Genomic DNA, 26,915 nt, shown 5'->3' with positions numbered 1-26,915 from the left:
TGGAGGTGGCGATGTGTCCACTGAGCAACTTTATGATGAAATTAATATTAGCCAACAGCCAGCGCTCGAAGTGTTGCAACGTCTTGGGTATACTCAAATTCCAACTGAGCAAGCGGAGCAAATGCGCGGGAATCTTTATAACGTATTACTTCGGGACGTGCTGGAATATCAACTACACAAAATTAATCGCTACGAATATAAAAATGAGTATCATGCTTTCAGCGAAAATAATATTCAACAAGCGATTCGCGATTTAGACGAGCCGTTAACGAATGGTCTTGTAAAGGCGAATGAAGCGATTTATGAAACAATTATGTTAGGAAGAAGCTATACGGAGTTCCTTCCAGACGGCTCAAAGCAATCTTTTACACTACAATTTATTGACTGGGATAATATCGAAAATAATGTTTTTCATGTCGTTGAAGAGTTTTCTGTTGAGCGCGCGGATGGCAAGCTTGTGCGTCCTGACCTTGTACTTTTTATAAATGGTATTCCTTTGGCAGTTATTGAATGTAAAAAAGCATCCATCTCTATGAATCAAGGCATTAGCCAAATGATTCGTAACCAAAAGAAAGAATATATCCCGCAGTTGTTTAAGTTTGTTCAAATTGTCATGGCGACCAATAAAAATGAAACGCAGTACGCAACATGCGGTACACCTAAAAAATTCTGGTCTGTTTGGAAAGAAGAAGAGCAACAGTGGTTAGAGCAGTTGCTACAAAACGCTGTAACAGATCGCTTACCAACGACGCAGGATAAAAACATTATTTCGTTATTCCACCCAGCGCGTTTATTAGAACTAACGGCATTTTTCACGCTATTTGACAAAGATGTTAAGAAAGTAACTCGATACCAGCAATACTTTGCAATCAAACAAATATTGCAAACGATTGAACAGCGTGATGAAAACGGCAACCGCCAATCAGGTGTTATATGGCACACGCAAGGTTCGGGGAAAAGTTTAACAATGGTGATGCTCGCGCGCTACATTTTAACAGAGCTATCAAATGTGAATCCGAAAGTAGTTGTCGTAACAGACCGTGTAGAATTAGACAAACAAATTCATAAGACGTTTAATCATACGCGCTTAAAAGCAAGCCGTGCGAATTCAGGTAATCATTTAATTGCATTGCTTAATGACGGTAACACTGACATCGTCACAACTTTAGTGCATAAGTTTGACACAGCGCAGGCGAAGCAACAAGTAAATGATTCGCGTGATATTTTCGTACTTGTCGATGAATCGCACCGCACACAGTATGGGGAGCTTCATAACAAAATGAAGAAAGTATTCCCGAACGCGTCGTATCTCGGCTTTACTGGTACACCTTTAATGAAAAAAGAAAAGAGCACGATGATTAAGTTCGGTAAGCTCATTCATAAATATACAATTGCGGATGCGGTGAATGATAAAGCCATTGTTCCTCTTTTATATGAAGGAAAAATGGTCGACCAAACAGTTAACAAGACAGCAATTGATAACCGACTAAACATGATTACTCGCCATTTAAATGACAATCAAAAAGAAGAAGTGATGAAAAAATGGGCGCATTTTGAACGCATTGCTTCTTCAGACCAACGTATTAGTATGATTGCATTTGACATTAATGAACACTTTAATCGAAACTATAAAACGCAAGGTTCACAGTTTAAGGCGATGCTTGCGACGAATAGTAAAATGGAAGCTATTCGTTATTTGAGTTTCTTTGAGGAGTTTGGGGATTTGAATTGCGCTGTTGTTATTTCACCTCCAGACCAACGAGAAGGGCATGACGAGATTGACGAAGATTCACAAGATTTAATACAGCGTTTTTGGAAGAAGATGATGGATCGCTACGGAACACCAGATGCTTATGAAGATGCAATCAAAGAAGAATTTATTTACGGGGATGAAATTGACTTACTTATTGTCGTAGATAAGCTATTAACTGGATTTGACGCGCCACGGGCATCGATTCTATACATTGATAAACCGATGAAAGAGCATACGTTATTACAAGCGATTGCTCGCGTTAACCGACTTTACGAAGGTAAAGATTATGGTTTAATTATCGACTACCGAGGCTTGCTGGAAAAGTTAGACGAAGCGTTACAAATGTATTCAGGTGCTGGACTTGAAAACTTCGACCCCGAGGACATTCAAGGTGCGATTTATGACGTCATTACAATAATTGGTGAATTGCGCCAGTATCATTCGCAATTATGGGATATTTTTGCACCTATTCGTAATAAGTCTGATGTCGAAGAGTTTGAAGTGTTGTTAGAAGATGAAGAATTACGCAACGATTTTTATAATATCTTAAGTAAGTTCGCCCGTAATCTTGCTATTGCTTTAGAATCGGAGCGTATATATAACGCCTTGCAGGAAGAGGAGCTTTCTAAGTATAAGAAAGACTTGAAGTTCTTCCAAGAGCTACGCAAGGCAGTGAAGTTACGCTATTCAGATTCGATTGACCATAAAGAATACGAAGCGAAAATGCAAAAGCTGATGGACCAATATATTTCAGCTGAGGATATTATTCGTATTACAAATCCCGTCGACATTTTGAATGAAAAAGGGTTCAAGGAAGAGCTTGACCGTCTTGGATCAAAGCGTGCAAAGGCGGACGCAATTCGCACTCGCTTAACGAAAAGCGTGAGCACGAAATGGGATGAAAATCCTGCTTACTATAAGAAGTTCTCAGAGCGCATTCAAGAAGTAATCGATCAATATAAAGAAAAGCGCATTTCTGAGGCAGACTATTTAAACTCAATGAATGAATTGTTAAACGAATTCCGTCAAGGTGAGCCGAAAGAAGATTATCCAGCCATCATTAAAGATAACGGTCATGCACAAGCTTTTTATGGCGTGACAAAGGACCTTTTAACGATGACGGATGAACAAGTGTCGTATGGCGACGAAGACTTTGCAAATTTAGCAATAAAAATGGATGCAATTATTAAACAACATCAAAAGGTAGACTGGCATAACAACCCACAAATTCATAATCGTATTGCGCAGGACATTGATGATTTATTGTTTGATTTCTCAAATGAAAATAATGTAACATTAGACTTCGACACAATCGATAAAGTGATTGAACAAGTAAAAACAGTAGCCATCAAGCGTTATTAAGGTAGTGAGCAATATGGAAAAGCACCAAATTCATTATGGCACTCAGCCCATTGATTTTTGGATCGAACGAAAGGACGTTAAAAACGTCAATTTAAACATTAAGCCTGACATGAGCATCGCAGTGTCAGCAAATGAAAAAGTACCATTAAGTTTTATATATGACTTTGTGAAAAGCAAAGGTTCATGGATTTTAAAGAACGTAAAGCAGTTTGAAGATGTACTTCCGCTTAAGCAAAGCGAACGCGAATATGTGAGCGGTGAGTCGTTCAAATATTTAGGCAAGCAATATCGCCTGCGCGTTGAACCTTCTACGGAGGAAAAGGTCAAGTATTTTCGAGGCTTTATTCATTTACTCGTATCAGATCCAACCGACTATTGTAAAAAGGAACAGCTGATGGAAGCATGGTATAATGAAAAGGCATATAAAGTATTCGGTGAATCATTAAATAAGATGGCTGTCGTAATGAAAAAGTATGGCGTTGATAAGCCTGCCCTCGACATCCGCGTTATGAAAGCGCGCTGGGGTTCTGCGCATATTGATAACAAAACGATTCTTATTAATACAGAGCTTATCAAAGCACCAAAATACTGCATTGATTATGTAATACTGCATGAATTAATACACTTTAAATACAACAACCACAGTGAAAGCTTTTACAATATGTTATTTGCGCTAATGCCAGACTGGGAGAAGCGCAAAAAGATATTAGATGAAGAAATTGTGCGCGAACTATAACATCTTAGAAAACACATCATGAATATTTAACTTTTGACAGTTTCTTAGCATTACGCGAGGAAACTGTCTTTTTATAGGGGGAATATATATGGGTGTAGCAAGTAACTTTGAAACATTTTGCCAAAATTTAAGAATGAGTGATGAAACAGTAAATAACATTAGTTATAGAACAAAGCGCATCACTAAACAATTAAATAAAGATTTCTGGGGATCGACTTCAGAAACGGATCACAGTTTCTACTCGGGGTCATATGGACGTGGAACGGATATTCATACAAGCGATATTGATTTATTAGTTCGTTTACCTTACGCGACTTATGAGAAATACAATAATTATAGCTCTAATGGACAATCTGCTTTATTACAAGCGGTGAAAGAGTCAATTGAAAAAACGTATCCATCATATAAACGAGCAGATGGACAAGTTGTTAAAATTGATTTTACTGATGGAACTTCATATGAAATTGTGCCTTGTTTTATTAATAAAGATCAAGAGAGTTACACATATCCTGATACAAACAATGGAGGTAGTTGGCAAACAACTAATCCCAAAGCAGAAATCAAAGCGTTTAATGAATTGAACAAGAGCAGTAATAAAAATCTTAAGCGACTTTGCAGGATGATTAGAGCGTGGAAAAATAAACATAATGTTCAAATGAGCGGTTATCTGATTGATACACTATGTTATAGGTTTATGCAAAACTGGTCATATAGTGATAAGTCTTATATATACTATGACTGGATGGTTCGCGACTTTTTCGAGTTTTTAATAGAACAATCTGATAAAACATATTGGTATGTACCTGGCAGTAACAGAAGAATAGAAGCAACGCATAATTTTGCTTATAAGGCTAAACAAGCTAAAAATTTAGCATTAAAAGCAATTGAATACGAATCAAACGGCAATGATTATTCTTCTAAAAGGGAATGGAGGGAGCTTTTTGGAACAAAATTCCCAAGCTGAAGTGGAGCAACGAAATAAACTAATGAGTCAAATTAGAGAATGTTACGGGCGCGTTGCATATACTCAAAAAACACATGATATAAGTGCGGTATTATTAGAGAAGAAAGAAACACGATATAAAACGGTTCAGTTAATATTGTCTACTTTAGTAGCTGGAGCATTTTTAATTGTGTTATTGGGTGATGGTAAAATAACAACTTGGGTCGGCACATTTATATCCTTATTGTTATTGGTAGTTACAACAATCATGCGGGAATTTGACTTCGATGGTAATTCGAAAAAACATAGAAATGTAGCGCAAACATTATGGGTTATACGTGAGGACTATATTTCATTAATTGCGGATATGGATTCTATGAGCATTGAAGAAATTAGAAATGCGCGCGACGAATTACAGTTAAGGACGTCAGAAATATATAGTAATGCGCCAATAACATCTGCTAAGGCATATAAAAAAGCTCAATCCGCATTAAAAGTTAATGAAGAGCTAACTTTCTCGGATCAAGAGATTGACTTTATGCTTCCAAAACATTTAAGAAATGACAAAGAAGTAGTTTAAGTTGCTAAACTACTTCTAATCGCTCGAATAATTATTACTAAAGTTTAATAAAAGTTGCGCAATAATGTCCTGTATTTTCAAGTGTGGGAACTCTCTTTCGCAAGTAAGGACGAATTGCTGATATAACTCCTCTGGCATACGAAACGTCTTAGTTGAAAGTTTAGAAGAGAATATTTTCTTATCAATTGTGAAGTCATTGTTGGCTTTGTGTTTCTCGATAATCTGTTTTAAGACGTCTTTATTCTCATTGAGAAATGCTGTGAAGTCGTCGGCAGAATTGTTAATAGACGAAATGGTGTCACCGTTTCTGATAAAGCGAAAATACTGGCCATCCCGTTTTACAAAAATATAATCTCCTTGAGTCATTAATTTAGTGAACGTAGAATAATTGATTCCGATAGAATCAGCAATTTGTTGTAAATCATGATTATTTTTTAATAAATCATTCACGTATTCAACTCTCTGCGTGCAATCAAGAGCAAGAAATTTTTCTTTATTCATAAAGCATCTCCTTTAAATTTTGATGCTATATTATAGACAATTGTCTTCTAAATATTCGAAGATACTTGAAAAAACTTAATCAAATAAGTATGATAGAAATGCTTAACAACATACTATAAATTCAATTAATTCAAGCGCTATTGTATAGTCTTGCAAAAAAAACACATTTTTTGCGTAGCCTATAAACAATGGCGCTTTTTGTTTTGCCGACATTAAAAATGTACTTAACTTAAGTGCGCTATGGAAAGCGGGATTGCGTACAAAATGTGTGGTCAATAGTGCGGATTTTTTTGTCTAAAAACGAGGAGAGATTTTGTGTTAATTAAATATGATTTACAAATTTATAAAGCGGAGATAAGAGTATTCTTTATGTTTACTATGGATCATAGCATAGAGTTTGTTGAAAAATTTGTTAGCGATTTTTATGGTATTGATCAATGCAAAAGAATAGACAGACATGATCGTGACATCAGTAATAATAATAATTTAAGAGGGAAGTATTATGATTGCAATAATCTTCATCAATTATCCAACCCTAAATTCTTTGCGTCTGATAATGATTTTTTAATTGTTGGAGAAAGTGAAACACTCGATTTTCAAGTACATGATTATAATCTAAAGGATATGATTTACAAGGAATTTGTTAATACTATGAGAGAGTGTGTATTTCCTGAAAAATGCAGTATAACGATAATCTTTTGCTCTTCAGAAGATGAACATAATAGAGCGCGCTATGCTGGTGGTACGAGTAGCGTACAAATAAGTTTATTAGGGTAAATATGGAATTTTTATAAAACGTAATTGTCCCTATAAATTTAGTGTTTATGCTCAACATGGTGTGAACGTCTATAAAACTTTGATAAAATAATATTTATCGACGGTCAAATTAATCGGAAAATGAACAAAACAGCTCCAGGAAACGCATTCCCGAAGCTGTTCTTTGCCTTTTAAATTTTTACGGTGAACCGTATCATAAGTAAGTGCGTTTTTCTTAGTTCTATACATCTAAAAAGCTACATTTTAGAGGAAAGAGAATACCTGAAAGATAATTATATAATGCGAATTTTGTAGAAAAGTATCAGGCACTATTAAAAGTGCCTGATACTTTTTTGTTTTATTGGGAGTGGATTGGGTATTAACTATCATAAGCAAGTTATATAGCAAGAAAGGATTGTAAGAATAATCGAAAGGGAAAGGAGTTATAGCCAACATGTTGTTGAGTAAAAAGTTTTTATTGGTCTTTAGTACAATCGTAGCCTGCATGTTGTCTGGTTGTGGAGAGAAGCAGAAGCTTGAAGATGGATCTGAACTGATAAATAAAAATCAATTTGTTTTTGCTACTTCTGGTGAATTTAAGCCATTTAGTTATATAAATGACGATCTTACAATGTCGGGCTTTGATATTGAGGTTGGTGAAGCGATTGCAAAGGAAATGGGCCTTGAGCCGGTTCAGAAACGAATCAAGTTCAAGGGGATTGTTGAAGGGGTGAAAACGGGAAGAGCGGATGCAGCCGTTGCAAGTCACACAATTAACCCGCAGCGGAGTAAACATGTTTCTTTCTCTACCCCCTATTATTATTCAGGACCGAAAATTTTCACCAGATCCGATAGTAAAATTAGGACTGTCGAAGATTTAAAGGGAAAGGAAGTAGCTGTTGCAAAAGGATCAACATATGCCGATACAGCTTCCAAGTATACAGACAAAATAAAAACATATGACAGTGATATTACAGCATTAAAGGCGTTGAGTAGTGGGCGTCATGATGCAGTAATTACAGATTTTGTTACAGGAAAAACTGCTGAAAAGGAAGGTTTTAAGATTAAAGGACAGCAATTAATTAATCGCAGTGAACAAGCGATTGTGTTGCCCCAGGATAATCCAAATCTATTGAAGCGAGTAAATGAATCTTTGGAACAACTTCGGGAAAATGGAACACTGACTCAAATCAGTATCAAATATTTTGGTGAGGACATTACCACAAAACCAGAATAAATCAATGCTATAAAAGAAAGGAAGTAGTACTTTGCCAAGTTTTTCACATTTCTTTCAAATACTAATCGAAACAAAAGGTGTATTCTTTAAAGCTATGCTTTTAACATTAGAGCTGACGGTGGTTTCTATCTTACTTGGAATCATCATCGGACTAGTCTTTGCCTTATTAAAAATTTCTAATATAAAAATTTTAGAACTTATTTCAGATATATATGTCTATTTGGTGCGAGGAACACCACTGATTGTTCAAATATTTATCCTTTACTTCGGAATTAGCGGGATTTTCCTTCTTCCTGATTTTTGGGCTGCTTCACTTGCTCTAGCGCTACATAATGGAGCTTATATTTCTGAAATCCTTCGGGGAGCAATTCAATCAGTCGATAATGGTCAATTTGAAGCAGGACGCTCTTTGGGGATGACAAAGACACTGACATTAAGAAGGATTATTCTCCCACAGGCATTCCGTAGAGCGTTGCCGCCTTTAGGCAATCAATTTATCATCAGTTTAAAAGATTCTTCGTTAGCCGCATTTATCTCCATGAATGAGCTGTTTAATGTGGCGACAACACTTGGGTCGAATAATTTTGATGAAATGACCTACTTACTCATTGTAGCAGTCTACTATTTATTGCTGGTAGCGTTGATGACATTTGTAGTGAATCGAACTGAACTAAAATTAGCAGTTAGCGACAGATAGGAGCTGAAAAGATTGAACACCAAGGAAATGATTAAAATAAGTCAATTGAATAAATCGTTTGGAGACTTACATGTATTGAAAAATATCGACATGACAGTCTACGAGAGCGATGTTGTTTGTCTAATAGGATCGAGCGGGTCAGGGAAAAGCACCCTCCTTCGCTGTTTGAACTTTTTAGAAAGAAAAGATAGTGGCAATATTATAATTGAGGGAAATGAAGTCAATCCTCGGACAGATGATCTTAACAAAATTAGAGAAAGGGTTGGGATGGTGTTTCAAAATTTCAACTTATTCCCACACAAAACGGTTTTAGAAAATATTATTGAAGCACCTGTTATGGTAAAGGGTGTAGACAAAGAGAAAGCCATCATCAAAGCAAAACAATTACTGAAAAAAGTAGGTTTGGAGGATAAGTCGGATGTCTATCCTAGTAAACTATCAGGGGGGCAAAAGCAACGGGTGGCGATTGCTAGAGCACTTGCGATGGAACCAGACATTATGCTTTTTGATGAGCCAACATCGGCACTCGATCCCGAGCTTGTGGGAGAGGTTTTAACAACCATGAAAGACTTGGCTGAAGAAGGAATGACAATGGTTGTTGTAACCCACGAAATGGGATTCGCAAAAGAGGTAGCTGATTGGATTGTGTATATGCATGATGGAAAAATTATTGAACGCGGCACACCTGAACAATTTTTCAACCAACCGAAAGAGGAGAGAACACGAGAATTTTTAACTGCAACAATGCTTAAATAAAACTAAAAGGTCCTGAACGGTCTCTCGATTACTAGATAAAGCTTCTACAGAAAAACTGCACTTAGACTAGTTACAGCCAACCTTATCATAAGTAAGTGAAATTTAAATAGCAAAAGGAGAAATTGCAAAGCGCAATTTCTCTTTTTGCTGAACTGTACTTATTTAATTATAACTCAACCTCGGTAACTTCATTATTACCTTTGCCATTACCGTTGCCGTTGCCGTTGCCGTTGCCATTGCCGTTACCATTACCATTACCAGGCTTTTCAACCAACACACCGAATGTTAACGTGTGGTCACCGTATGTTACCGTAATTGTCGTAGTACCTTGACCTTTTCCTTTTACAGCTCCTGCTTTTACAGTAGCTATTTTATCATTTGCTACTTCGTAGGTTGCAAGCGTAGTAACATCTTTTTTTGTTGTTTTACCCTCAAAAGTAGTTACTTCAGTAATCTTAACCGTAACCTCTTTACCTATTCTAGTTTCAACCTGAGCTTGGTCAATTTCTAGTGTTACGATTGGTGTTTCTACAACAGGTGCTTTAACTGTAACATTTACCATAACCTCATGATCACCGTATGAAATAGTAATCGTAGTCGTGCCCTCACCTACAGCAGTTACTAATCCATTTGCTATTGTTGCAACATTCTCATCTCCCACAACATAAGTCGCTTGTGAAGTTACATCTTTCTCTGTTGCTTCACCTTCTGGAGGAGTAGACGTCTCTGTTACTGTAAGTTGTGCAGATTTTCCAACTGTTAGGTCTAGCTCAGTTGGATTGACGGAAAGTGTCACTTTTGGTTCAACTACATCTTTTTCAAATATAAATGCTTCACCAACATTTCCAGCAGCGTCTTCAATTTTTACGGATACAGCATTCGTTTCTGATGTTACTGGGAATGTGAAGCTACCATCTTGATTTAATTCAAAAGGAACTGGCGCTTGTACTTCGCCATTCACAGTCGAAATATAGGAAGCTTTTAATTTATCATTTAAATTGTAGTTTAAACCATATAAATATAACTCTTCATTGTAGTCGATATACTTATCTGTTACCTGTCCTGTAGCGACACCTTCAGCTACTGAACCAGTAATTTCTGGCTTAGTCGTTTTCACGATAATTGGCCCAACATAATCTGAAACTACCCCTGATGCCGCAAGACCAGTAAAGTCAATAGTATAGAGACCATCTGGAATTGTTGTGGCAGGTTCTGTTCCCCATGGTTTGTATTGCCCAGCGATATTCAGCGTATAAGAGCCTTTTCCTAGCGCAGTACCTGCATGTAGATAACCGATGTAGCCATCACCATATTCTCCACCCTGAGGATTCATAATATCCCATAGCTCGATATAGTTAGTTGTTACATCGCCAGTTAATGTAAATGAAAGTACAGCTGAATCTTTCACGCCATCTCCATTAAAGGATAGATCTGTTTCTGTAATCTTTAAATCTTTAATTTCAGTTACTGCCTCGCTTCCAAAGTCAGCTGCGAATGGCAATGAAATTTCTGTAGCACCACCGCTGATGTGAATATACCCCAGTATTTCTGAGCCGTTTGGTGCTGTAGCTTGTGAAGCAGTTAATGTAAGATTTAACACTTGCTCACCAACTAGATTAAATGTTGGCTGGTCGACTGTAACAGTTGCATCACCAAATGTTTTTGTCACATCAATTGATACGTTATAATTACCGCCATTCCCCTTTATATCTTTTACTAAAACTTGTTTCGTTACGGAAATATCCTGGTCTTTAAGTGATTGTGGACCAAAAGTAACTGTCCCTTTTAAGTTTTCTGAAACAGCTCCAGTTCCATCTAAAATTGCATTATCCAATGCATAGGCAAGAATTTCTGGATGTGCTGCAGCATAAGCATTTACACGACCTGCACCTTGAGAGAACACATCGTATTTTGTTTTATCTAAAACCTTTGCTGTATTAGAAAGCGCCACTTTTATGTCGAACGCATTCCAATCAGGATTTGCTTGTTTAAGTAATGCAACAATACCTGTAATATGCGGTGTTGCCATAGAAGTTCCTGTTTTACGATCATATGCCTCTGCATAATCTGCATCAGGGAAATCCTTTTTATACATTGGAATCGTTGACATAATGTTTGTTCCAGGTGCACTTACATCTGGTTTAATGTCAAAGTTTGGTGTAGAAGGTCCACGGGAACTTGAATCGTTTACTTCATCTCCCAGTGTCTTTGTGGAAGTAAATTGACTAAAGCTAACTTTTCCAGTTCCACCGGCTAATGCAGCACGAATTGCATTGCCATCCGTTTGGGACATATCAAATGTTGGTAGAAAAGCAAAGGAATCCCCCAGGAATGTACCTGAAATATTAGGTGCATTTGTTCCACCAGCAAAGTTATGAATAATTGTGGCGACCGCCCCATTTGCCTTTGCGTTCGCAATTTTATCAACAAATGCGATACTGCCACGAGAGATCAATGCTACTTTACCTTCTACATCGATTCCCTCATAGTCTTTTACTTCTCCGTTTCCAGGGATAGCAACTAGGTCAAATTCTCCTTGAAGCTGTGTTGCTAAATCCCTTCCAAAAGTTGTTCCCATTAATGGGAGCTGTTTTGTTAAGTTGTAGTCACCAACTGTAACATTCACTTCACCGTTATACATTGTTTCAGGATTTGTTGTGTTACCGACAGCAATGCCTAAACGAGCAGTTGCAGGCGTGCCCATTGTTCCTCGATTTGGGCCGGAGTTCCCTGTTGCAATTACTCCGATTGTTCCAGCCATCATTGCATTATTAATAGCAAATGAACCAGCGTCCGTTTCAGAGTTAGCCCCCCCACCAAGAGAAAGGTTGATTATGTCCATTTTTTCTGTTACAGCCGTTTCTATTGCTTTAACAATACCAGATGTAGCCCCACTTCCATATGCACCAAGAACACGGTAAGCATAAAGGTCTACTTTTGGAGCAATTCCTTTAATGCCGAAATTGTTAGCTCCAATTGCTGCAATGGTTCCAGCAACATGGGTACCGTGAGAAGTATAGAACGAGCTTCCTTTTTCATTAAATTCAGGTGTTCCGGCAGGACGCTCAGAAGGCAATGTTTCCGATGCATCGTCATCTGCCCGAGGCTTTGTGTAAGTTGATGAATTTGGAATGAAGTTTTTCCCGCCCTTGTAAATTCCAGCAAACTCGGGGTGATCTGCGTCAATACCAGTATCTAATACTGCCACCTTTATACCTTGTCCTTCAATTCCTTCCTTCCAAAGCTGTTCGATGCCGAGGAAAGAAATACTTGTATTCATTTGAGCCTCTAATTGATCTTCCTTAATAAGTTCTGATGATTTCATTGTATTGTCTTCTGATGCGTAAACAATCGCATCAGGTTCGATTAATGTAATTCCTTCTATTGAAAGCAGCTTCGGGAGGTCATTTGCTTTCACAGTTGCTGCAAAGCCGTTTAAAACAGTATCAAATGTGTAGCCTTGAGTCATTTGAACATTTTTAGTAGCTAATTCTTTTTTAACTTGTGCTTGTTGAGATTTTACATTTGAACGAACTTCATTTGCTCGCGCATTAGAGAACTTTTGGCCTTTCACTTGGCTTATACCTTGCTCTAGTGCCACAGGCTTTTCAGATAAATGTACGATGACAGCAACTTCTTGATTGCCTGATACATTTTGTAAGCTTTCGTGAAGAGTTGGACCATCTTTAGACAAGCTTAGCTGTTCAGCGATAGCCGCCTTTAGTTGAAGTGTGCTTTCACTTTGACTATCCTGCTTGAATGGTTTCGATTCTTCAGCATTGGCATTCGATAATGGAACCAATAGAAAAAGCACCATAACGAAAGCTATCATACTACTTAAAAACTTCGTAAACTTAAACTTTTTCAAATCTCATTTCTCCCTCCACTCTTAATTACCGCACTTTTCAGTTTAGTGCGATAATTCCAATTTATCACAGGTGAGATAATTCGAATATCGGAATATTAAAAAATCTCAAAATATTGATAATTAGTATGACTTTGTCAAAAATGAATTAATTCTATTTTCCAAGTAATTTAATAAAAAAGTAGAACTTTTAAATGAGTATCGACTTACAGTAATTCATGCTTTTTATCATTTAATCCTCAAGGAAGAATTCTATAAAAAATCTATTTGACGTTCTGTATTATTTTTTGTACGATATGGAAGAAAAGAATGCCCGGACTAAAACGGGAGAGGTTCATAGCTGATACCCTCTATAAAAAACTATGGAAACATGACAATATGCCATGTCCATATCGGACGTGGCTTTTTTTATGTTTTTACTTATGTTTTAATAGACTGAATTGGTGATGCCTCTCTTGAAAAGTGTTGGGAAACATTTTACAAGGAGGTTTTTTTATGTCTGGCAGAAGTCATGAAGAAGGATTAAAGGATTTGACCCTATTAGGTAATCAAGGTACAAAGTATTCCTATGATTATGCACCTGAGGTATTAGAGGCAGTGGATAATCTTCATGCTAATCGAGATTATTTTGTTAAGTTTAATTGCCCAGAGTTTACTAGTTTATGTCCGCTTACAAATCAGCCGGATTTTGCTACGATGTACATTTCGTATATTCCAGATAAAAAAATTGTTGAAAGTAAATCACTAAAGTTATATTTATTCAGTTTTAGAAATCATGGCGATTTCCATGAAGATTGCGTAAATATCATTATGAATGATTTAATTACACTACTTGATCCAAGATATATAGAGGTGTGGGGAAAATTTACTCCACGTGGGGGTATCTCGATTGATCCATGGTGTAACTATGGGAAGCCAGGAACGAAATACGAAGAAATCGCCAATTATCGTTTAATGAACCACGATCTTAATCCAGAAAAAATTGATAATCGATAAATGAAGCAAGAAAGAGGTTTTTAGCTACCCTCTTAAAAAAACTAAGAAAAAAGCAGCACTTTTTCTTAGGGTGCTGTTTTTTTGATATAAGGGAGTTTTCTAGATGAAGCAGGAAAAAGCAATTGTAGTATTTAGTGGAGGTCAGGACAGCACAACTTGTTTGTTCTGGGCAAAAGAACGCTTTGAAGAGATTGAGGCAGTAACTTTTGATTATGGTCAACGGCATCGTCTTGAAATTGAATGTGCAAAGGAGATAGCGAGTGAACTTGGTATCAAGCATCATATTCTTGATATGTCACTTCTGAACCAGCTTGCTCCGAATGCATTGACACGACAAGACATAAAGGTGAAGGACGGAGGAAATGGTGAGCTCCCATCGACTTTTGTGCCTGGTCGCAATCTCCTTTTTCTTTCATTTGCGGGCGTTTTAGCGAGCCAAGTAGGAGCGAAGCATATTGTAACAGGTGTTTGTGAAACTGATTTTAGTGGCTATCCGGATTGCCGTGATGTCTTTATTAAATCCTTGAATGTAACATTAAATTTATCGATGGATGATTCCTTTGTGATTGATACTCCGTTGATGTGGCTGAATAAGGCACAGACATGGGAATTAGCTGATCAGCTTGGGGCACTTGAGTTTGTACGAGAAAGAACGTTGACTTGCTATAACGGTGTCATAGCAGATGGCTGTGGTGAATGCCCAGCATGTAAATTGCGAAATAAAGGGCTTGATGAGTATTTAAGTTATAGGAAGGAGTCTTAAGACATGTCAGATTTTAAAATCGTTGAGAGACTCCAGAAAATGGATGTGGATATTCAAAGAAATCAATTGAAATACCATGCAAAGCGTGTCCTCATCAGCAAAGAATTTACCTTCGATGCTGCTCATCATCTGCACCATTATGAGGGGAAATGTAAAAATCTTCACGGTCATACCTATCGAGTTATATTAGGGCTGAGTGGCTACACAGATGAACGTGGTTTGATAATTGATTTTGGCGATATAAAAGAAATATGGAAACGAAAAATAGAGATTCATTTAGATCACCGTTATTTAAATGAAACACTTCCGCCCATGAATACGACAGCAGAGAACATTGTTGTGTGGATATACGAAAAGTTGACTGAGGCCTTGCTTGATGAAGGATATAACGGTGCGCGTGTAGAGTTTATTAAACTTTATGAAACTCCGACAAGCTATGCAGAAACGAGACGGGAGTGGATGGAAGTTGAGTAAAATACCTGTAATTGAAATCTTTGGACCAACAATTCAAGGTGAGGGAATGGTCGTTGGCCAGAAGACAATGTTTGTGAGAACCGCAGGCTGTGATTACTCCTGTTCTTGGTGTGATTCAGCGTTTACGTGGGATGGCAGTGGAAAGCATCTTATTGTCCAAATGACAGCGGAAGAGATTTGGGCTGAGCTCAAGCAGCTGGGAGGCAATGGTTTTTCATTTGTTACGATTTCAGGCGGCAATCCTGCACTCAATCCGAATTTAGCAGAGCTCATTGCCATATTAAAAGAAAATGGCATAAAAATCGGGGTAGAAACACAGGGGAGTAGGTGGCAAAAATGGATGTATGAGATTGATGAACTGACGATTTCACCAAAGCCACCTAGTTCTGGAATGACCACAGACTACTCGGTGCTCTCTTATATCTTCGAAAAACTTAAAGATCGAAACAACAATCACCATGTATCCCTCAAAATAGTCGTTTTTAATCAAGAGGATTACGATTATGCTAAACAAATTCACCATCGATATCCCCTGATTCCTTTTTATCTTCAAGTTGGTAATGATGATCTCGCGACAACTGATAATTCACAATTAATGATGCATTTATTAGATAAATATCATGCGCTGATTGATAGAGTAATAAAGGATGAGGATTTAAGAGATGTTAAAGTACTGCCACAGTTACATGCCCTCGTTTGGGGAAATAAAAGAGGTGTATAGTGAGCCGCTGCAAAAATGTCTTTAAATTTACTTGAGGAGTAAAAGTATGAGAATTTTATTTTATTTATTATCTATTGTCATCGCTAATGTAGTAACGGCAGCATTTGCACCATTACATTTTGGCATGTTTATTGTCCCAATGGGAACGCTTTTAATTGGAGCAACCTTTATTTTTCGGGATCTAGTACAAAATAAATATGGTAGAAAAAAGACGTATTTATTTATTATTACAGCTTTAATTTTATCAGCTGTGGTGTCATTCCTACTGGGTGATACACTTTTGATTGTGGTAGCCTCAGCACTATCATTTGTTGTCGCTGAAACAGCTGATACAGAAATCTATACTCGATTAAAATTACCAATGGCTTGGCGTGTGTTCTACAGTGGCATTGTTGGAGGATTTCTAGATTCTGCAATTTTTGTCGTAATCGGCCTAAGTCCACTTGGTGCCAATATATTGCCATGGGAAGCGGTACCTGCCGCCATTATAGGGCAAATTATTGTGAAGACGATTATTCAAATGGTTGGTGCAATCATTTTAAATAAAGTAGGACCAATGAAAGAAAAACATCTTATTTCAGGATAATTCTTTGAAATAGGCTTCCTTATTATGAAGATAAGTATCAAAAGTAAAAACAGGCCCATTCGCATTATGCGCATGGGTCTGTTTAATTTATATTTTTACTAAAGTACCTATTGTTTTATGCCATTTTCTTTTGTTTATGGTCTAGATGATAACTAAAGAAAGTTAGCAGACTTGCACAGATGGCAACTATACCACCGACCCATGTGACATTCATCAAATTTCCTTGATGATACACAATTCCGCCTAATGCAGACCCAAAAGCGATGCCTACGTTACTTGCCACTGGCATAAGAGAAGCTGCGAGTCCTTTAGCTTCTGGTTTATAAATTTCGGCCAAATCTATTAAATAAAGCTGAGTAGATGTTGTTAAGAGGATGGCCATTAGTGACATTAATCCAATGTTTGCTAGTCCTAAAATAAAATGATTTGTCGTCCAAAATAAAGTTGTCAGTACAATTGCTTGGACGAGAAAAACAAACCGAAGTCGACCAATGGCATTGTGACTGGCGATTTTATTGGCAAGAATGTTGCTGAAAATCGAAAGAAACCCGTAACCGAATAAGATTAGACTTATAGAACTATTTGGTGCACCCATCCCCTTTAAAATAGGAACAAGGTACGTAAAGACTGCATAGGTTGCACCAAACCCGAGAGCAGGAATGAAAAAGGCAATTAAAATTCGTGGCTGGATTAGTAAAGAAAATTGATCGCGTATGGAGCTTCGTACTTGGCTGAGCCGAGTAGGTAAGACAAAAAAAGATGCCGCAAACGCCAACCCTCCGAGAAGAGTGGTTAACATGAATATGGCATTCCAGCCGTACCATTCGGCGATAACAATTCCAATGGGAACGCCAACTACATTTGCCAGTGTAAAACCACTGAAAACGAATGATATAGCAAGACCGCGTTTGTTAGTCGGCATGGTTTCGCTCGCAACAATCATGGCTAGAGAGATCAATACGCCTGTCACAATCGCTGTCATAACCCGAAGGACAAGGAGCATAATATAGCTCGTTGAAATTACGCACAGAGCATTTAATGCAATGAAGAAACCTATCAAAAACAGCATCCATTTACGCTTTGGAAAATGGCTTGTTGCTGACATCACGAGTGGTGTGGCGATAGCAAATGTAAGAGCGAACGCAGAAACGAGTGTACCTGCTTTTGCATTAGTCATATGAAGGCTTGAAGAAATATCAGTTAAGATCCCGACAATAACAAATTCGCTTGTCCCAAGAACAAATGTTAATAATGCAAGTGTTAAGATAAGTAACCAATGTCGCTTGGATAACTGTGTATGATGCATAAATACCTCTTTCTTAGATGAATGTAACTGTGTTACTTAGTAGACACAATTTAAATATCATAGCATAAAATGTTTTTATGAGAAATTAGATTGGTTTTCCTTATATGCTGTCAGTATTTGTTTCCAAAGATTCCCCTTAAGAAGGATTTTGTAAATAGTACCCGAATTTTCTATTGATATATTTCGTTAACGGCATTTCTTTTAACATGGGATCTTCTAATACGGTAGAAGTTCTAATGGGTAAAGGCCCAATAAATGATTTCAAGTAAAAGGGAGATTGGCGATAGCCAGTCTCCTCTTTTATATCAGCTTATATTAAAGGTTTACTCCGTTAGTTTGTCGGCAATATACGTAGCTAATAATTCACGGACTTCATCTGTAGAATTTGCGTTCAGTAATTGAACTCTCAATTGACTGGCTCCTTTGAAGCCACGTACATATATTTTAAAGAAACGTTGCAATGCTTTAAATGAACGTGTTTCGAATTCCTTGGAATAGTGGTCATGCAGATCCAGGTGTAGGTATAGCAAGTTAAGATATTCTTTGGCGCTATGCTCTTTAGGATCCTTTTCAAAGGCAAATGGGTTTGAAAATACGCCGCGTCCAATCATTACACCATCAATACCATATTGTTCAACTAGTTGTAGACCTGTTAAACGATCAGGAATATCACCGTTGATTGTCAGTAATGTTTGGGGAGCAACTTCATCACGTAGTTTTTTGATATCTGCAATTAATTCCCAATGTGCAGCAACCTTACTCATTTCTTCCCGTGTACGGAGATGAATAGAAAGATTGGCGATATCCTGTTTTAAAATATAGGTAAGCCACTCACGCCATTCTGCTACATCCGTAAAGCCAAGTCTTGTTTTGACACTAACTGGTAAGCCTCCTGCTTTGGCTGCTTGAATAATATCTGCGGCTAGTTCAGGATGGAGAATTAAGCCAGCGCCTTTACCTCTTTCTGCTACATTATCAACTGGGCAGCCCATATTAATATCAATTCCCTTAAAGCCTAATTCCTTCATACCAATACTCATTTGACGAAAATGTTCAGGGTTGTCCCCCCAAATATGTGCAACAATGGGCTGCTCATCTTCTGTGAAAGCTAAGCGGCTACGTACATTATCTAAGCCATCTGGATGACAATAGCTCGTCGTGTTGGTGAATTCAGTAAAAAATACATCGGGTCGCCCTGCCTCCTGAATGACATGACGAAATACAACATCTGTCACATCCTCCATAGGAGCTAAAATGAAAAACGGCCTTGGTAAATCAAGCCAGAAATTATTTTGATTCATTGATAAATACCCTCTCTTTCCAAAATACTATCTTGCAAAAAGATATCATATTTACTTACTTTATTTCTACATAGTTAATTGGCTTAGCTTAAGGATGGAAATTTCCAACAAAATCCTGTCTTATCCATAATGATAGAATAGGTAATATAAAGTGAAAATTTAGGGGGAGAGTTGAAATGGGAAAATGTGAGTATAAAACAATCAGTATGAATGATATACCCGCAATGGCTAAGTTACTCATTAATAGACAGAGCTTCGAAGGGGAGGTATATCCATTTTTAAACAACAACTATCTTAATACTGAACATATAACGAATATGCTTGAAAATTTATTTGTTCATAATAATGTCAATGGGGTGGGGGCATTTATTAAAGATGACCTAGTAGGGTATATAATCGGAGTCGTTAAGATTGACACGGTAAGAGGCAGACATATATGGGTACCCTATGAGGGAATGGCAATCAGAAAGGATCAATCCTCTGAGCTTATAAGGAATCTCTATACAGAGGTTTCAGTGGCGTGGCTAGAGCAGGGGTGCTTTATGCATTACACGATAATCCCACTTGGAAATCAGGCTTATTATGATGCCTACCTACGATTAAGCTTTTCTATACAGCAAGTACATGGCGTAATGAACATAGGGGATTACAAACCATTCGAAAATGTATGTAATGCAGAGATTAGGGTTGCTAATAAAATGGATAGTGAAATGATGGGGAAAATGTCTAGGATCATTCAATCGTATCAAAATGCCGCACCTACATTTGAGCCCGTATTCCCTGAAGTTGTTATGAGCATAAAAGCCTCATATAAAAGTATAGTAGAGGATAATGATGATACATGTCTCGTTGCAATAAAGGATGGGCAGGAATTAGGATTTCAAAAATATTACCCTATACATTCAGATTTGATGACACCTGAGCATGCAATAGAGCTAACGATTGCAGGTACTTACTCTTCTCAAATGGGAAGAGGTGTGGGAAAAGAGCTGATGAATGAAGGCTGTAGAAGGATGAAAGAGGCGGGCTATGAGAATATCATTACAGATTGGAGAATAACGAATCTTGCTGCATCGACTTTTTGGCCTAAGTGCGGTTTTAAGCCAGTAGCCTATAGAATGGTTAGATACATTAACAGTGATATAGCATGGGCAAACTTTAACAACCCGAGTATAGAGTTATTGTAAATTTAGTTAAGTATTTAGCTGGCTAGGCACTTCAAATATAGTTTTAGATTGCTTACCTATACTTCGTATATATTGACATTTATTTTTTAGACAACTAAGCTTAATGGAAAATAGTGCTGGGGGGCTGCCAGTGGAATTTATTAAATTAAATTGTCCAAATTGTAATGGGAAAATTGAATATAAAGAAGAGCAAACATTTAAATGTCCTTTTTGTGATACTGAAATCATGTTGAAAGAGAATAAAGTTTATTATGTAGATCAAACGATTAATAATTATTATGGAACAGCTTCTCCTAATACAATATCCCGTCCAAAAACAAATTTAAAGCTGCTCCTTCTGATACCCATTGTCATGATGTGTGTATTCCTTGGGTATTTCCTTTTAAGTAGTAATCAAACAGAGGATGGAAACCGTGAAGAGCTATCTGTTCGGATAATGCCTGAAAGTGAAGTTCTTCTGTTCTTTTTAAAAGATATTTTTGATAAAGGTGGGGCGATGCCAACAAAAGAAGAGATTGCAAGTATTCGATATTTGGCTGCCTACTATTCTGACAATCAATGGCATTTTGATTATAGCTTAGAAGATCCTTTTACAAATAAGGAAGCTAAAATTTCAACTTATATCATTATGGATAAGTTATTAAATACGCAAGAAATTGAACAAAAGGACTTTGAGGCCTTTACTGGATTAACGGTTTTAAAGCTCATGAATGATTATGAAATATCACAAAGTGAAAAAGTAAGCTTTCACCATCTTGAAAACTTAAAAAGTTATACAGGTAGCTTTAATGAATCATTTAGTAAAATCGCAGGATATTTTAGTGATAAGTCAAATGTTAAAGATCTCTCTATCCAAATTAGAAGTAATGATGAACTTGCTTTATTATTAGAGTTCCCCAATCTTCAATCGCTTGAACTATCTTATGTGGCTGAAGAGGTGACAGATTTCCAGATTCTAAATAAATTATCGCTAAAATCACTTTCCTTAACATCGATCAATGATTTAAAGTGGCTGTCTACATTCACTGATTTAGAGTCGTTAGCAATAGACATTAGTGAAGCTACAGATTTTAGCCCACTATACGCATTGACTCAATTACAAGAATTAAAACTTACTTCAGTAAGAAATTTAAAAACGCTTGATTTTATACAAAACATGCCTAAACTACAGTCTTTAGATCTTGAAAACATGAATATAATCAATTTAGATAGACTTAGAAATATGTCATCTTTAACAAAGCTACGTTTAGCTTCTCCTGGTCAAGTGGAGTTGTTGGATATGGTAAACAGTCTAACGTCATTGACGGAGTTATCGTTAACTGGTTATCATGGTGATATTTCATCGATTGTAGCGCCCCATTTGAAAAAAGCAGAGCTGAAGAGCTCATTTTTACCAAAGCTAGAGGCACCGGCTTTAAGAGATTTGACGGTTTCTATAAGTGGATCGGATTCGCAATTGAATGGTTCAGAACTAATGAAATACCCACAGCTAGAACAGCTTACAGTCATGGAGTATGGAACTCTTACAGGTATTCGTTCATTAAATGACCTACCTCATTTGCAAACAATCAATTTAAATGAGACCCTCTTTTATGAAACCAATGACTTATTCAATTTGCAGCATGTAAAAATGTTAAACTGTAATGAATGTAATTTTCAGGTGAATAGCAAGCCATTTACGAACAACGTGCTGGAGCATTTAACTTTAAATGATGTTTCCATTCAAATTGGTAATGGGGAATGGGTGCAAGAAGTAGATAAGATCATGCCTTACTTTGCTGGCTTTACAAATTTACGTTCATTCACTTTACAAGATAGTTCACTACAATCGTTAAATTTCTTGGGAAATTGGCAACAAATAGAGGTGCTTCATTTAGAAAATAATGCCATTTCGAATGTGGAACCCTTAGTGAATTTGCCTAACTTAAAAAAACTATATATTTTAGGGAATCAAGTACAAAATCAATCTGTTCTAGACAAGGCGGTTATGATTTATTGAGATCCTGTGAATTAATAAAACAACTAAACTCCAATGTATAGTCGGTCAGGGAATATTTTGATTTTGCAGCATACGACTTAATATAATAGAAATAAAAAGTAGAGACGATGACATGAATATCCTGTCATTGTCTCTCTTGAATTTGTCCTAAAGATTGGATAGTTTTATAATGAAATGCATAACAAGAGGAGCTGAAAAGGATATGTTTGCACGTAACAAAGGTATGTATTTTATGCTATCACTGCTAGCCATTATGGTTGTTTTGACAGGCTGTGGTACAGCGAAGGATAGTGAGAAAACAGAGAGTAACACGACTAAGGAAACACAACAAGAAGTGGATTACGCGTCAAAAGTGAAGGAAAATCCAATTGTGACGATTACGATGAGCAATGATGAAAAAATAGTTATTGAATTGGAGCCTACTGTAGCACCGAATACAGTAGCCAACTTTATTGCTTTGGCGAAAGATGGATTTTACGATGGTCTTATTTTCCACCGTGTTATTCCTGATTTTATGATTCAGGGTGGAGATCCAAAGGGGAATGGTACTGGAGGGCCTGATTATTCAATTGATGGTGAGTTTTCTTCAAATGGATTTGAAAATAATATGAAGCATGAACGTGGTGTTATTTCGATGGCTCGTTCAGATGATCCAAACTCAGCAGGCTCACAATTTTTCATTATGGTAAAGGAAGCATCACATCTTGATGGGGAATATGCTGCTTTTGGCAAGGTAATCGAGGGAATGGAAACAGTTGATGCCATTGTTGGAGCAGAGCGAGATGCTACAAATAAACCACTAGAAGATCAGCAAATGAAAAAGGTAGAGGTGGATACAAAGGGCTTTGATTATCCAGCACCTAAGGTCAATAAATAGTTCATGTGTTAAACACATGAATATTGTTTTAAAAGAGTATGTAAGAAGGACAACCTTACATACTCTTTTTACTTGTCCATTTCCTTTGGTATTGAAATAAGCCATAAAAAATCATCTTCTATTAATATTTGAATATCTTGTCCCTGGTTAATTAGCTGCTCAGCTTTATACTGCTTGGCGCTTATACCGCGACGTTTATCACCAAGAACGACGAAATCCGTTTGCTGTGTAACAGCTCCCTGTAAATACCCTCCATAGGCTTTTACTTGTTTGGCGGCTTCGGATCGTGTCATGGTAGAAAGGGCGCCTGTAAATACAATTTGTTTGTTATAAAAGGGGTGGGTTAGATTTTCTGCTGGATCGGAAAAGAAAATGATTTCTGAGTTATCCTTATTGATCATATTCGTTACTCCTTTAAATTCACTTTTTGATGCAATTTAATCAATAAATAAATCCACAAAATTTTATATGTATGCTACATTAAAATTAAAAATATAAAGAGGTACATAGACATGAATTCGCAATTGACTGCTTTCATTACTCTTAGCTGCACATCAGGTGTACTAAATTTGTATTTATGTTTATACGTATTTCTAAAACGCTACAATTATACAAAAATTGCTCAATTGTTTATTAGTTATACCGCATTAATTGCGGTATATTGTTTTGCCTCTGCTTTTGGTTTAATCGCTACAACATTAAGTGCCATAAAGGTTTGGACGGCCATCCAATATGTAGGTATGGCTTTTTCAACGCCTCTCGGATTATTGTTTATCATGCAATACCTAGGCTTTCATCTGACAAGGAAAAAGATAATGGCTCTTCTTGCCATTCCATTTATTAGCTTAATCATGGTTGCTACAAATGATATACACCATTTTCATTATAGAGTATTTGAAATAGATCCTATATTAGGGGCACCTTATGTTCATCAGGAAATTGGCATATGGTATATCATTCATGGCATCTTTACTTTTGGCTGTATGTTCGTATCTTTTTTATTAGTATTAATCCATTGGAAAGAGACTACTAAGGCCTACCGGCAACAATTAATTGCCTTAATGTGTGGTCAACTTATTCCTATGATAACAGCATTCATCTATTTATTGGGCTTAACACCTCAAGGAGTTGATCCTGTCCCTATGGTATTATGGGCTTCTTCATTTTTATATTTATGGTCTATTAATTCCTCACGGTTATTTAGGGTGATGCCTGTTGCCAAGGATGCAATATTTCATAGTATCAATGATGGGGTTATTGTCTTAGATGAATCTGCCCGATTAATAGAGTTTAACCAAGCCTGCAGCAAGGTATTTCCTCAGCTAACCAGATCAATGATTGGTAGGGATATTAGGAAAACATGGCTTGAAGTAACTGGACAACCGATGCCATTTACATTGGAGGCAGTGGTGAATACGCAAGACATCGAGATGGTGCTTTCTGATCATACTTATCAAGTGCGTGTTACAGAGCTGCAACATGTTAATCATGGTAAGGGGTTATTACTTATTTTCACTGATATAACAGAGTTGAAGGAGCTACAAAGACAGTTAGAGCAACTCGCTTTTTACGATGAACTTACACAAATTTATAATCGTCGAGCTTTTTTTCAACAATGTAATCAGGCTTACAGCGAGGCAAGAGAATCATCCTCAGCTTTTACTGTCATTTTAATGGACATCGATCATTTTAAAAACGTCAATGATACGTATGGGCATGCTATCGGTGATCAATTACTAGTTCATGTCGTAAAGGTTTGTCAGAGTGTGTTGAAAAAAGGAGAACTGTTTGCACGGTATGGCGGTGAGGAATTTGTTCTTGCACTCAAGGACTCTACATTATTAGAGGGGCAAGCATTAGCTAATTTGCTCTGTAATAGCGTAGAATCCCAGCCACTTATGACTACTGAGGGAGCAATTCGTGCTACTATTAGCTGTGGTGTAGCAGAAGGTACAAAGGGACAAGAGACACTGTATCAGCTTTTAAACAATGCGGACAAAGCACTGTATGCGGCAAAACAAGCAGGCCGTAATCGAGTACATGTTTTTCTAGAATAAAAAAGCTAAAATATACAATCATTGAGGCAATGATGTATATTTTAGCTTTTTACTTACCAATTTGTATGGAAAACACCTTGTGCATCAATTCGTTCATACGTATGCGCACCGAAATAATCACGTTGTGCCTGTAACATATTAGCATTAGATGAACCTGTTCGATAACTATCGTAATATGTGAGAGAAGCACTTAAGCATGGGAATGCATTTCCTGCTTGGATGCCTTCACAAACTATTTTTCTTAAGCCACTTTGATAGTCCTTCGTCTTTTCTGCAAAGTATGGATCAATTAATAAATTATCTAGTGAAGGTTGCTTTTGATAGGCTTCACTAATAACATTTAAAAATTCCGCTCGAATAATACAACCACTACGGAAAATTAATGCAATATCTTTTAATGGTAAATGCCATTTATAAAGCTCAGATGTCATTTTATATTGTGTAAATCCTTGCGCATAAGCACAGATTTTCCCCATATATAGGGCTTGGCGAACGTATTCAATCCAGACATCCTTCTCTAGATTTTGCTGATTGTAATTTGGTCCAGTTAGTATTGCCTCTGCTCTAATTCGTTCTTCTTTTAATGATGAAATATAACGAGCGAATAAAGCCTCCGTAATAATTGATGTAGGAATACCATTATCTATCGATTGTAGGCTTGTCCATTTCCCAGTCCCTTTTTGACCAGCTTTATCTAGAATCATATCAATTAATGGTAACCCTGTTACCTCATCTTTTTTCCTTAAAATTTCAGCTGTTATTTCAATTAAATAGCTTTTCAATTCACCTTGATTCCATGTTTCAAAAATAGTAGCAATTTCATCAACGGATAATCCTATATTTTTTCTTAAAAACGTATAGGCTTCCGCAATGAGTTGCATATCCGCATACTCAATTCCATTGTGGACCATTTTGACGAAGTGACCTGCACCCTTAGGACCTATATACGTACAGCATGGTGTATCATTCACTTGTGCTGCGATCTTTGTCAGTATAGGTGCAACTTTGTCATAGACCTCTTGATCGCCACCAGGCATGATAGATGGCCCTGTCAATGCTCCTACTTCACCACCGGAAATCCCAATTCCTAAATATCCAATTCCTGAAGCTTTAAGTTCATCATATCTACGTTCTGTATCTTTATAGTGAGAATTACCGCCATCCATAATGACATCGCCCTTTTCAAGGAAGGGCACTACTGATTGAATAACTGAATCTATGGCATTACCAGCTGTCACCATCAAAAAGATCTTTCTTGGTTTTTCTAAAGCTTGTACAAACTCTTCTATTTCATAGTAGGGAGTAAGCGCTTGTCCTTCGACTTTTTGTAAAAGTTTGTCGGTTAAATCTCGTGTGTAATTATAAACAGCTACATGCTCGCCCTTATTAGCCATGTTTAAAGCGATATTACTTCCCATAACGCCTAATCCGATAACGCCAATTGTATTTAACATTGTGCTTG

General features: G+C 37.0%; 23 protein-coding genes and 1 riboswitch. Of the genes, 17 read left to right on the top strand and 6 right to left on the bottom strand.

Annotation, left to right across the window (positions count from 1 at the left end):
- Window positions 1-13: 13 nt before the first annotated feature.
- From MHB39_RS23385 to MHB39_RS23370, 4 genes are all read left to right on the top strand, one after another.
- Window positions 14-3,115: a type I restriction endonuclease subunit R gene (locus MHB39_RS23385; protein WP_342545531.1), complete on the top strand. Its 3,102-nt coding sequence runs from the start codon at window positions 14-16 to the stop codon at window positions 3,113-3,115.
- 13 nt (window positions 3,116-3,128) lie between these two features.
- Entirely contained in the window at window positions 3,129-3,851 is a 723-nt protein-coding gene (locus MHB39_RS23380; RefSeq protein WP_342545530.1) for a SprT family zinc-dependent metalloprotease, read from the top strand.
- 88 nt (window positions 3,852-3,939) lie between these two features.
- Complete coding sequence (locus MHB39_RS23375) at window positions 3,940-4,815, top strand: nucleotidyltransferase (protein WP_342545529.1); 876 nt, start codon at window positions 3,940-3,942, stop codon at window positions 4,813-4,815.
- Window positions 4,793-5,374 (top strand): SLATT domain-containing protein, encoded by a 582-nt coding sequence (locus MHB39_RS23370; protein WP_342545528.1) that lies wholly within the window; start codon window positions 4,793-4,795, stop codon window positions 5,372-5,374. The genes MHB39_RS23375 and MHB39_RS23370 overlap by 23 nt, the downstream gene beginning before the upstream one ends.
- 15 nt (window positions 5,375-5,389) lie before the next feature.
- Here MHB39_RS23370 and MHB39_RS23365 read toward each other — a convergent pair whose 3' ends face one another.
- Window positions 5,390-5,875 carry a hypothetical protein gene (locus tag MHB39_RS23365; RefSeq protein ID WP_342545527.1) on the bottom strand — a complete coding sequence of 162 codons (486 nt, stop codon included), beginning with the start codon at window positions 5,873-5,875 and terminating at the stop codon, window positions 5,390-5,392.
- Between the two features lie 315 nt (window positions 5,876-6,190).
- Between MHB39_RS23365 and MHB39_RS23360 the strand changes: the two genes are divergently transcribed.
- The 4 genes from MHB39_RS23360 (at window position 6,191) to MHB39_RS23345 (ending at window position 9,321) form a co-directional block, all read left to right on the top strand.
- Window positions 6,191-6,652, top strand: coding sequence for a hypothetical protein (locus tag MHB39_RS23360; protein WP_342545525.1), 462 nt, complete (start codon window positions 6,191-6,193; stop codon window positions 6,650-6,652).
- Window positions 6,653-7,085: 433 nt separating this feature from the next.
- A complete protein-coding gene (locus MHB39_RS23355; protein WP_342545524.1) occupies window positions 7,086-7,868 on the top strand; it encodes a transporter substrate-binding domain-containing protein in 783 nt (260 codons plus the stop codon).
- Window positions 7,869-7,899: 31 nt separating this feature from the next.
- Entirely contained in the window at window positions 7,900-8,565 is a 666-nt protein-coding gene (locus MHB39_RS23350; protein WP_036077909.1) for an amino acid ABC transporter permease, read from the top strand.
- Window positions 8,566-8,577: 12 nt separating this feature from the next.
- Entirely contained in the window at window positions 8,578-9,321 is a 744-nt protein-coding gene (locus MHB39_RS23345; protein ID WP_342545523.1) for an amino acid ABC transporter ATP-binding protein, read from the top strand.
- A gap of 166 nt (window positions 9,322-9,487) precedes the next feature.
- Here MHB39_RS23345 and MHB39_RS23340 read toward each other — a convergent pair whose 3' ends face one another.
- The gene (locus MHB39_RS23340) at window positions 9,488-13,189 is read right to left on the bottom strand and encodes a S8 family serine peptidase (RefSeq protein ID WP_342545522.1); all 3,702 of its coding nucleotides are present in this window, start codon (window positions 13,187-13,189) and stop codon (window positions 9,488-9,490) included.
- A gap of 320 nt (window positions 13,190-13,509) precedes the next feature.
- Window positions 13,510-13,556, top strand: a riboswitch (PreQ1 riboswitch).
- A gap of 125 nt (window positions 13,557-13,681) precedes the next feature.
- Here MHB39_RS23340 and queF point away from each other — a divergent pair.
- The 5 genes from queF to MHB39_RS23315 all read left to right on the top strand — a co-directional run bounded on the left by queF (window position 13,682) and on the right by MHB39_RS23315 (window position 16,726).
- Complete coding sequence (queF, locus tag MHB39_RS23335) at window positions 13,682-14,182, top strand: preQ(1) synthase (protein WP_036077904.1); 501 nt, start codon at window positions 13,682-13,684, stop codon at window positions 14,180-14,182.
- A gap of 103 nt (window positions 14,183-14,285) precedes the next feature.
- Window positions 14,286-14,945 (top strand): 7-cyano-7-deazaguanine synthase QueC, encoded by a 660-nt coding sequence (gene queC, locus MHB39_RS23330; protein WP_312125054.1) that lies wholly within the window; start codon window positions 14,286-14,288, stop codon window positions 14,943-14,945.
- A gap of 3 nt (window positions 14,946-14,948) precedes the next feature.
- Window positions 14,949-15,419 carry a 6-carboxytetrahydropterin synthase QueD gene (gene queD, locus MHB39_RS23325; protein ID WP_016992283.1) on the top strand — a complete coding sequence of 157 codons (471 nt, stop codon included), beginning with the start codon at window positions 14,949-14,951 and terminating at the stop codon, window positions 15,417-15,419.
- Window positions 15,412-16,140 carry a 7-carboxy-7-deazaguanine synthase QueE gene (queE, locus tag MHB39_RS23320; RefSeq protein ID WP_016992282.1) on the top strand — a complete coding sequence of 243 codons (729 nt, stop codon included), beginning with the start codon at window positions 15,412-15,414 and terminating at the stop codon, window positions 16,138-16,140. The genes queD and queE overlap by 8 nt, the downstream gene beginning before the upstream one ends.
- 46 nt (window positions 16,141-16,186) lie before the next feature.
- A complete protein-coding gene (locus MHB39_RS23315) occupies window positions 16,187-16,726 on the top strand; it encodes a VUT family protein (protein ID WP_016992281.1) in 540 nt (179 codons plus the stop codon).
- A gap of 115 nt (window positions 16,727-16,841) precedes the next feature.
- On the opposite strand, the gene MHB39_RS23310 is transcribed toward MHB39_RS23315, so the two are convergent.
- A complete protein-coding gene (locus MHB39_RS23310) occupies window positions 16,842-18,032 on the bottom strand; it encodes an MFS transporter (protein WP_342545519.1) in 1,191 nt (396 codons plus the stop codon).
- A gap of 323 nt (window positions 18,033-18,355) precedes the next feature.
- Window positions 18,356-19,333: a tRNA-dihydrouridine synthase gene (locus MHB39_RS23305; protein WP_342545518.1), complete on the bottom strand. Its 978-nt coding sequence runs from the start codon at window positions 19,331-19,333 to the stop codon at window positions 18,356-18,358.
- Between the two features lie 176 nt (window positions 19,334-19,509).
- On the opposite strand from MHB39_RS23305, the gene MHB39_RS23300 reads away from it, so the two are divergent.
- From MHB39_RS23300 to MHB39_RS23290, 3 genes are all read left to right on the top strand, one after another.
- The gene (locus MHB39_RS23300) at window positions 19,510-20,520 is read left to right on the top strand and encodes a GNAT family N-acetyltransferase (RefSeq protein ID WP_036077899.1); all 1,011 of its coding nucleotides are present in this window, start codon (window positions 19,510-19,512) and stop codon (window positions 20,518-20,520) included.
- Between the two features lie 130 nt (window positions 20,521-20,650).
- Window positions 20,651-22,519, top strand: coding sequence for a leucine-rich repeat domain-containing protein (locus tag MHB39_RS23295; RefSeq protein ID WP_312125046.1), 1,869 nt, complete (start codon window positions 20,651-20,653; stop codon window positions 22,517-22,519).
- A gap of 202 nt (window positions 22,520-22,721) precedes the next feature.
- Window positions 22,722-23,396 carry a peptidylprolyl isomerase gene (locus MHB39_RS23290; RefSeq protein WP_342545516.1) on the top strand — a complete coding sequence of 225 codons (675 nt, stop codon included), beginning with the start codon at window positions 22,722-22,724 and terminating at the stop codon, window positions 23,394-23,396.
- 68 nt (window positions 23,397-23,464) lie between these two features.
- Here the strand turns inward: MHB39_RS23290 and MHB39_RS23285 are convergent, their stop codons facing one another.
- Complete coding sequence (locus MHB39_RS23285) at window positions 23,465-23,797, bottom strand: BRCT domain-containing protein (RefSeq protein WP_258860015.1); 333 nt, start codon at window positions 23,795-23,797, stop codon at window positions 23,465-23,467.
- Window positions 23,798-23,908: 111 nt separating this feature from the next.
- On the opposite strand from MHB39_RS23285, the gene MHB39_RS23280 reads away from it, so the two are divergent.
- Complete coding sequence (locus tag MHB39_RS23280; protein WP_342545514.1) at window positions 23,909-25,453, top strand: histidine kinase N-terminal 7TM domain-containing protein; 1,545 nt, start codon at window positions 23,909-23,911, stop codon at window positions 25,451-25,453.
- 53 nt (window positions 25,454-25,506) lie between these two features.
- On the opposite strand, the gene gnd is transcribed toward MHB39_RS23280, so the two are convergent.
- Window positions 25,507-26,907: a decarboxylating NADP(+)-dependent phosphogluconate dehydrogenase gene (gene gnd, locus MHB39_RS23275; RefSeq protein WP_342545513.1), complete on the bottom strand. Its 1,401-nt coding sequence runs from the start codon at window positions 26,905-26,907 to the stop codon at window positions 25,507-25,509.
- Between the last annotated feature and the right edge of the window lie 8 nt (window positions 26,908-26,915).

This window comes from Lysinibacillus sp. FSL K6-4013 (assembly GCF_038630435.1).
Taxonomy (GTDB): Bacteria; Bacillota; Bacilli; order Bacillales_A; family Planococcaceae; genus Lysinibacillus; species Lysinibacillus boronitolerans.
Note: the sequence above shows the minus strand (reverse complement) of the source record. Positions and strands in the feature narration are given on the sequence as shown.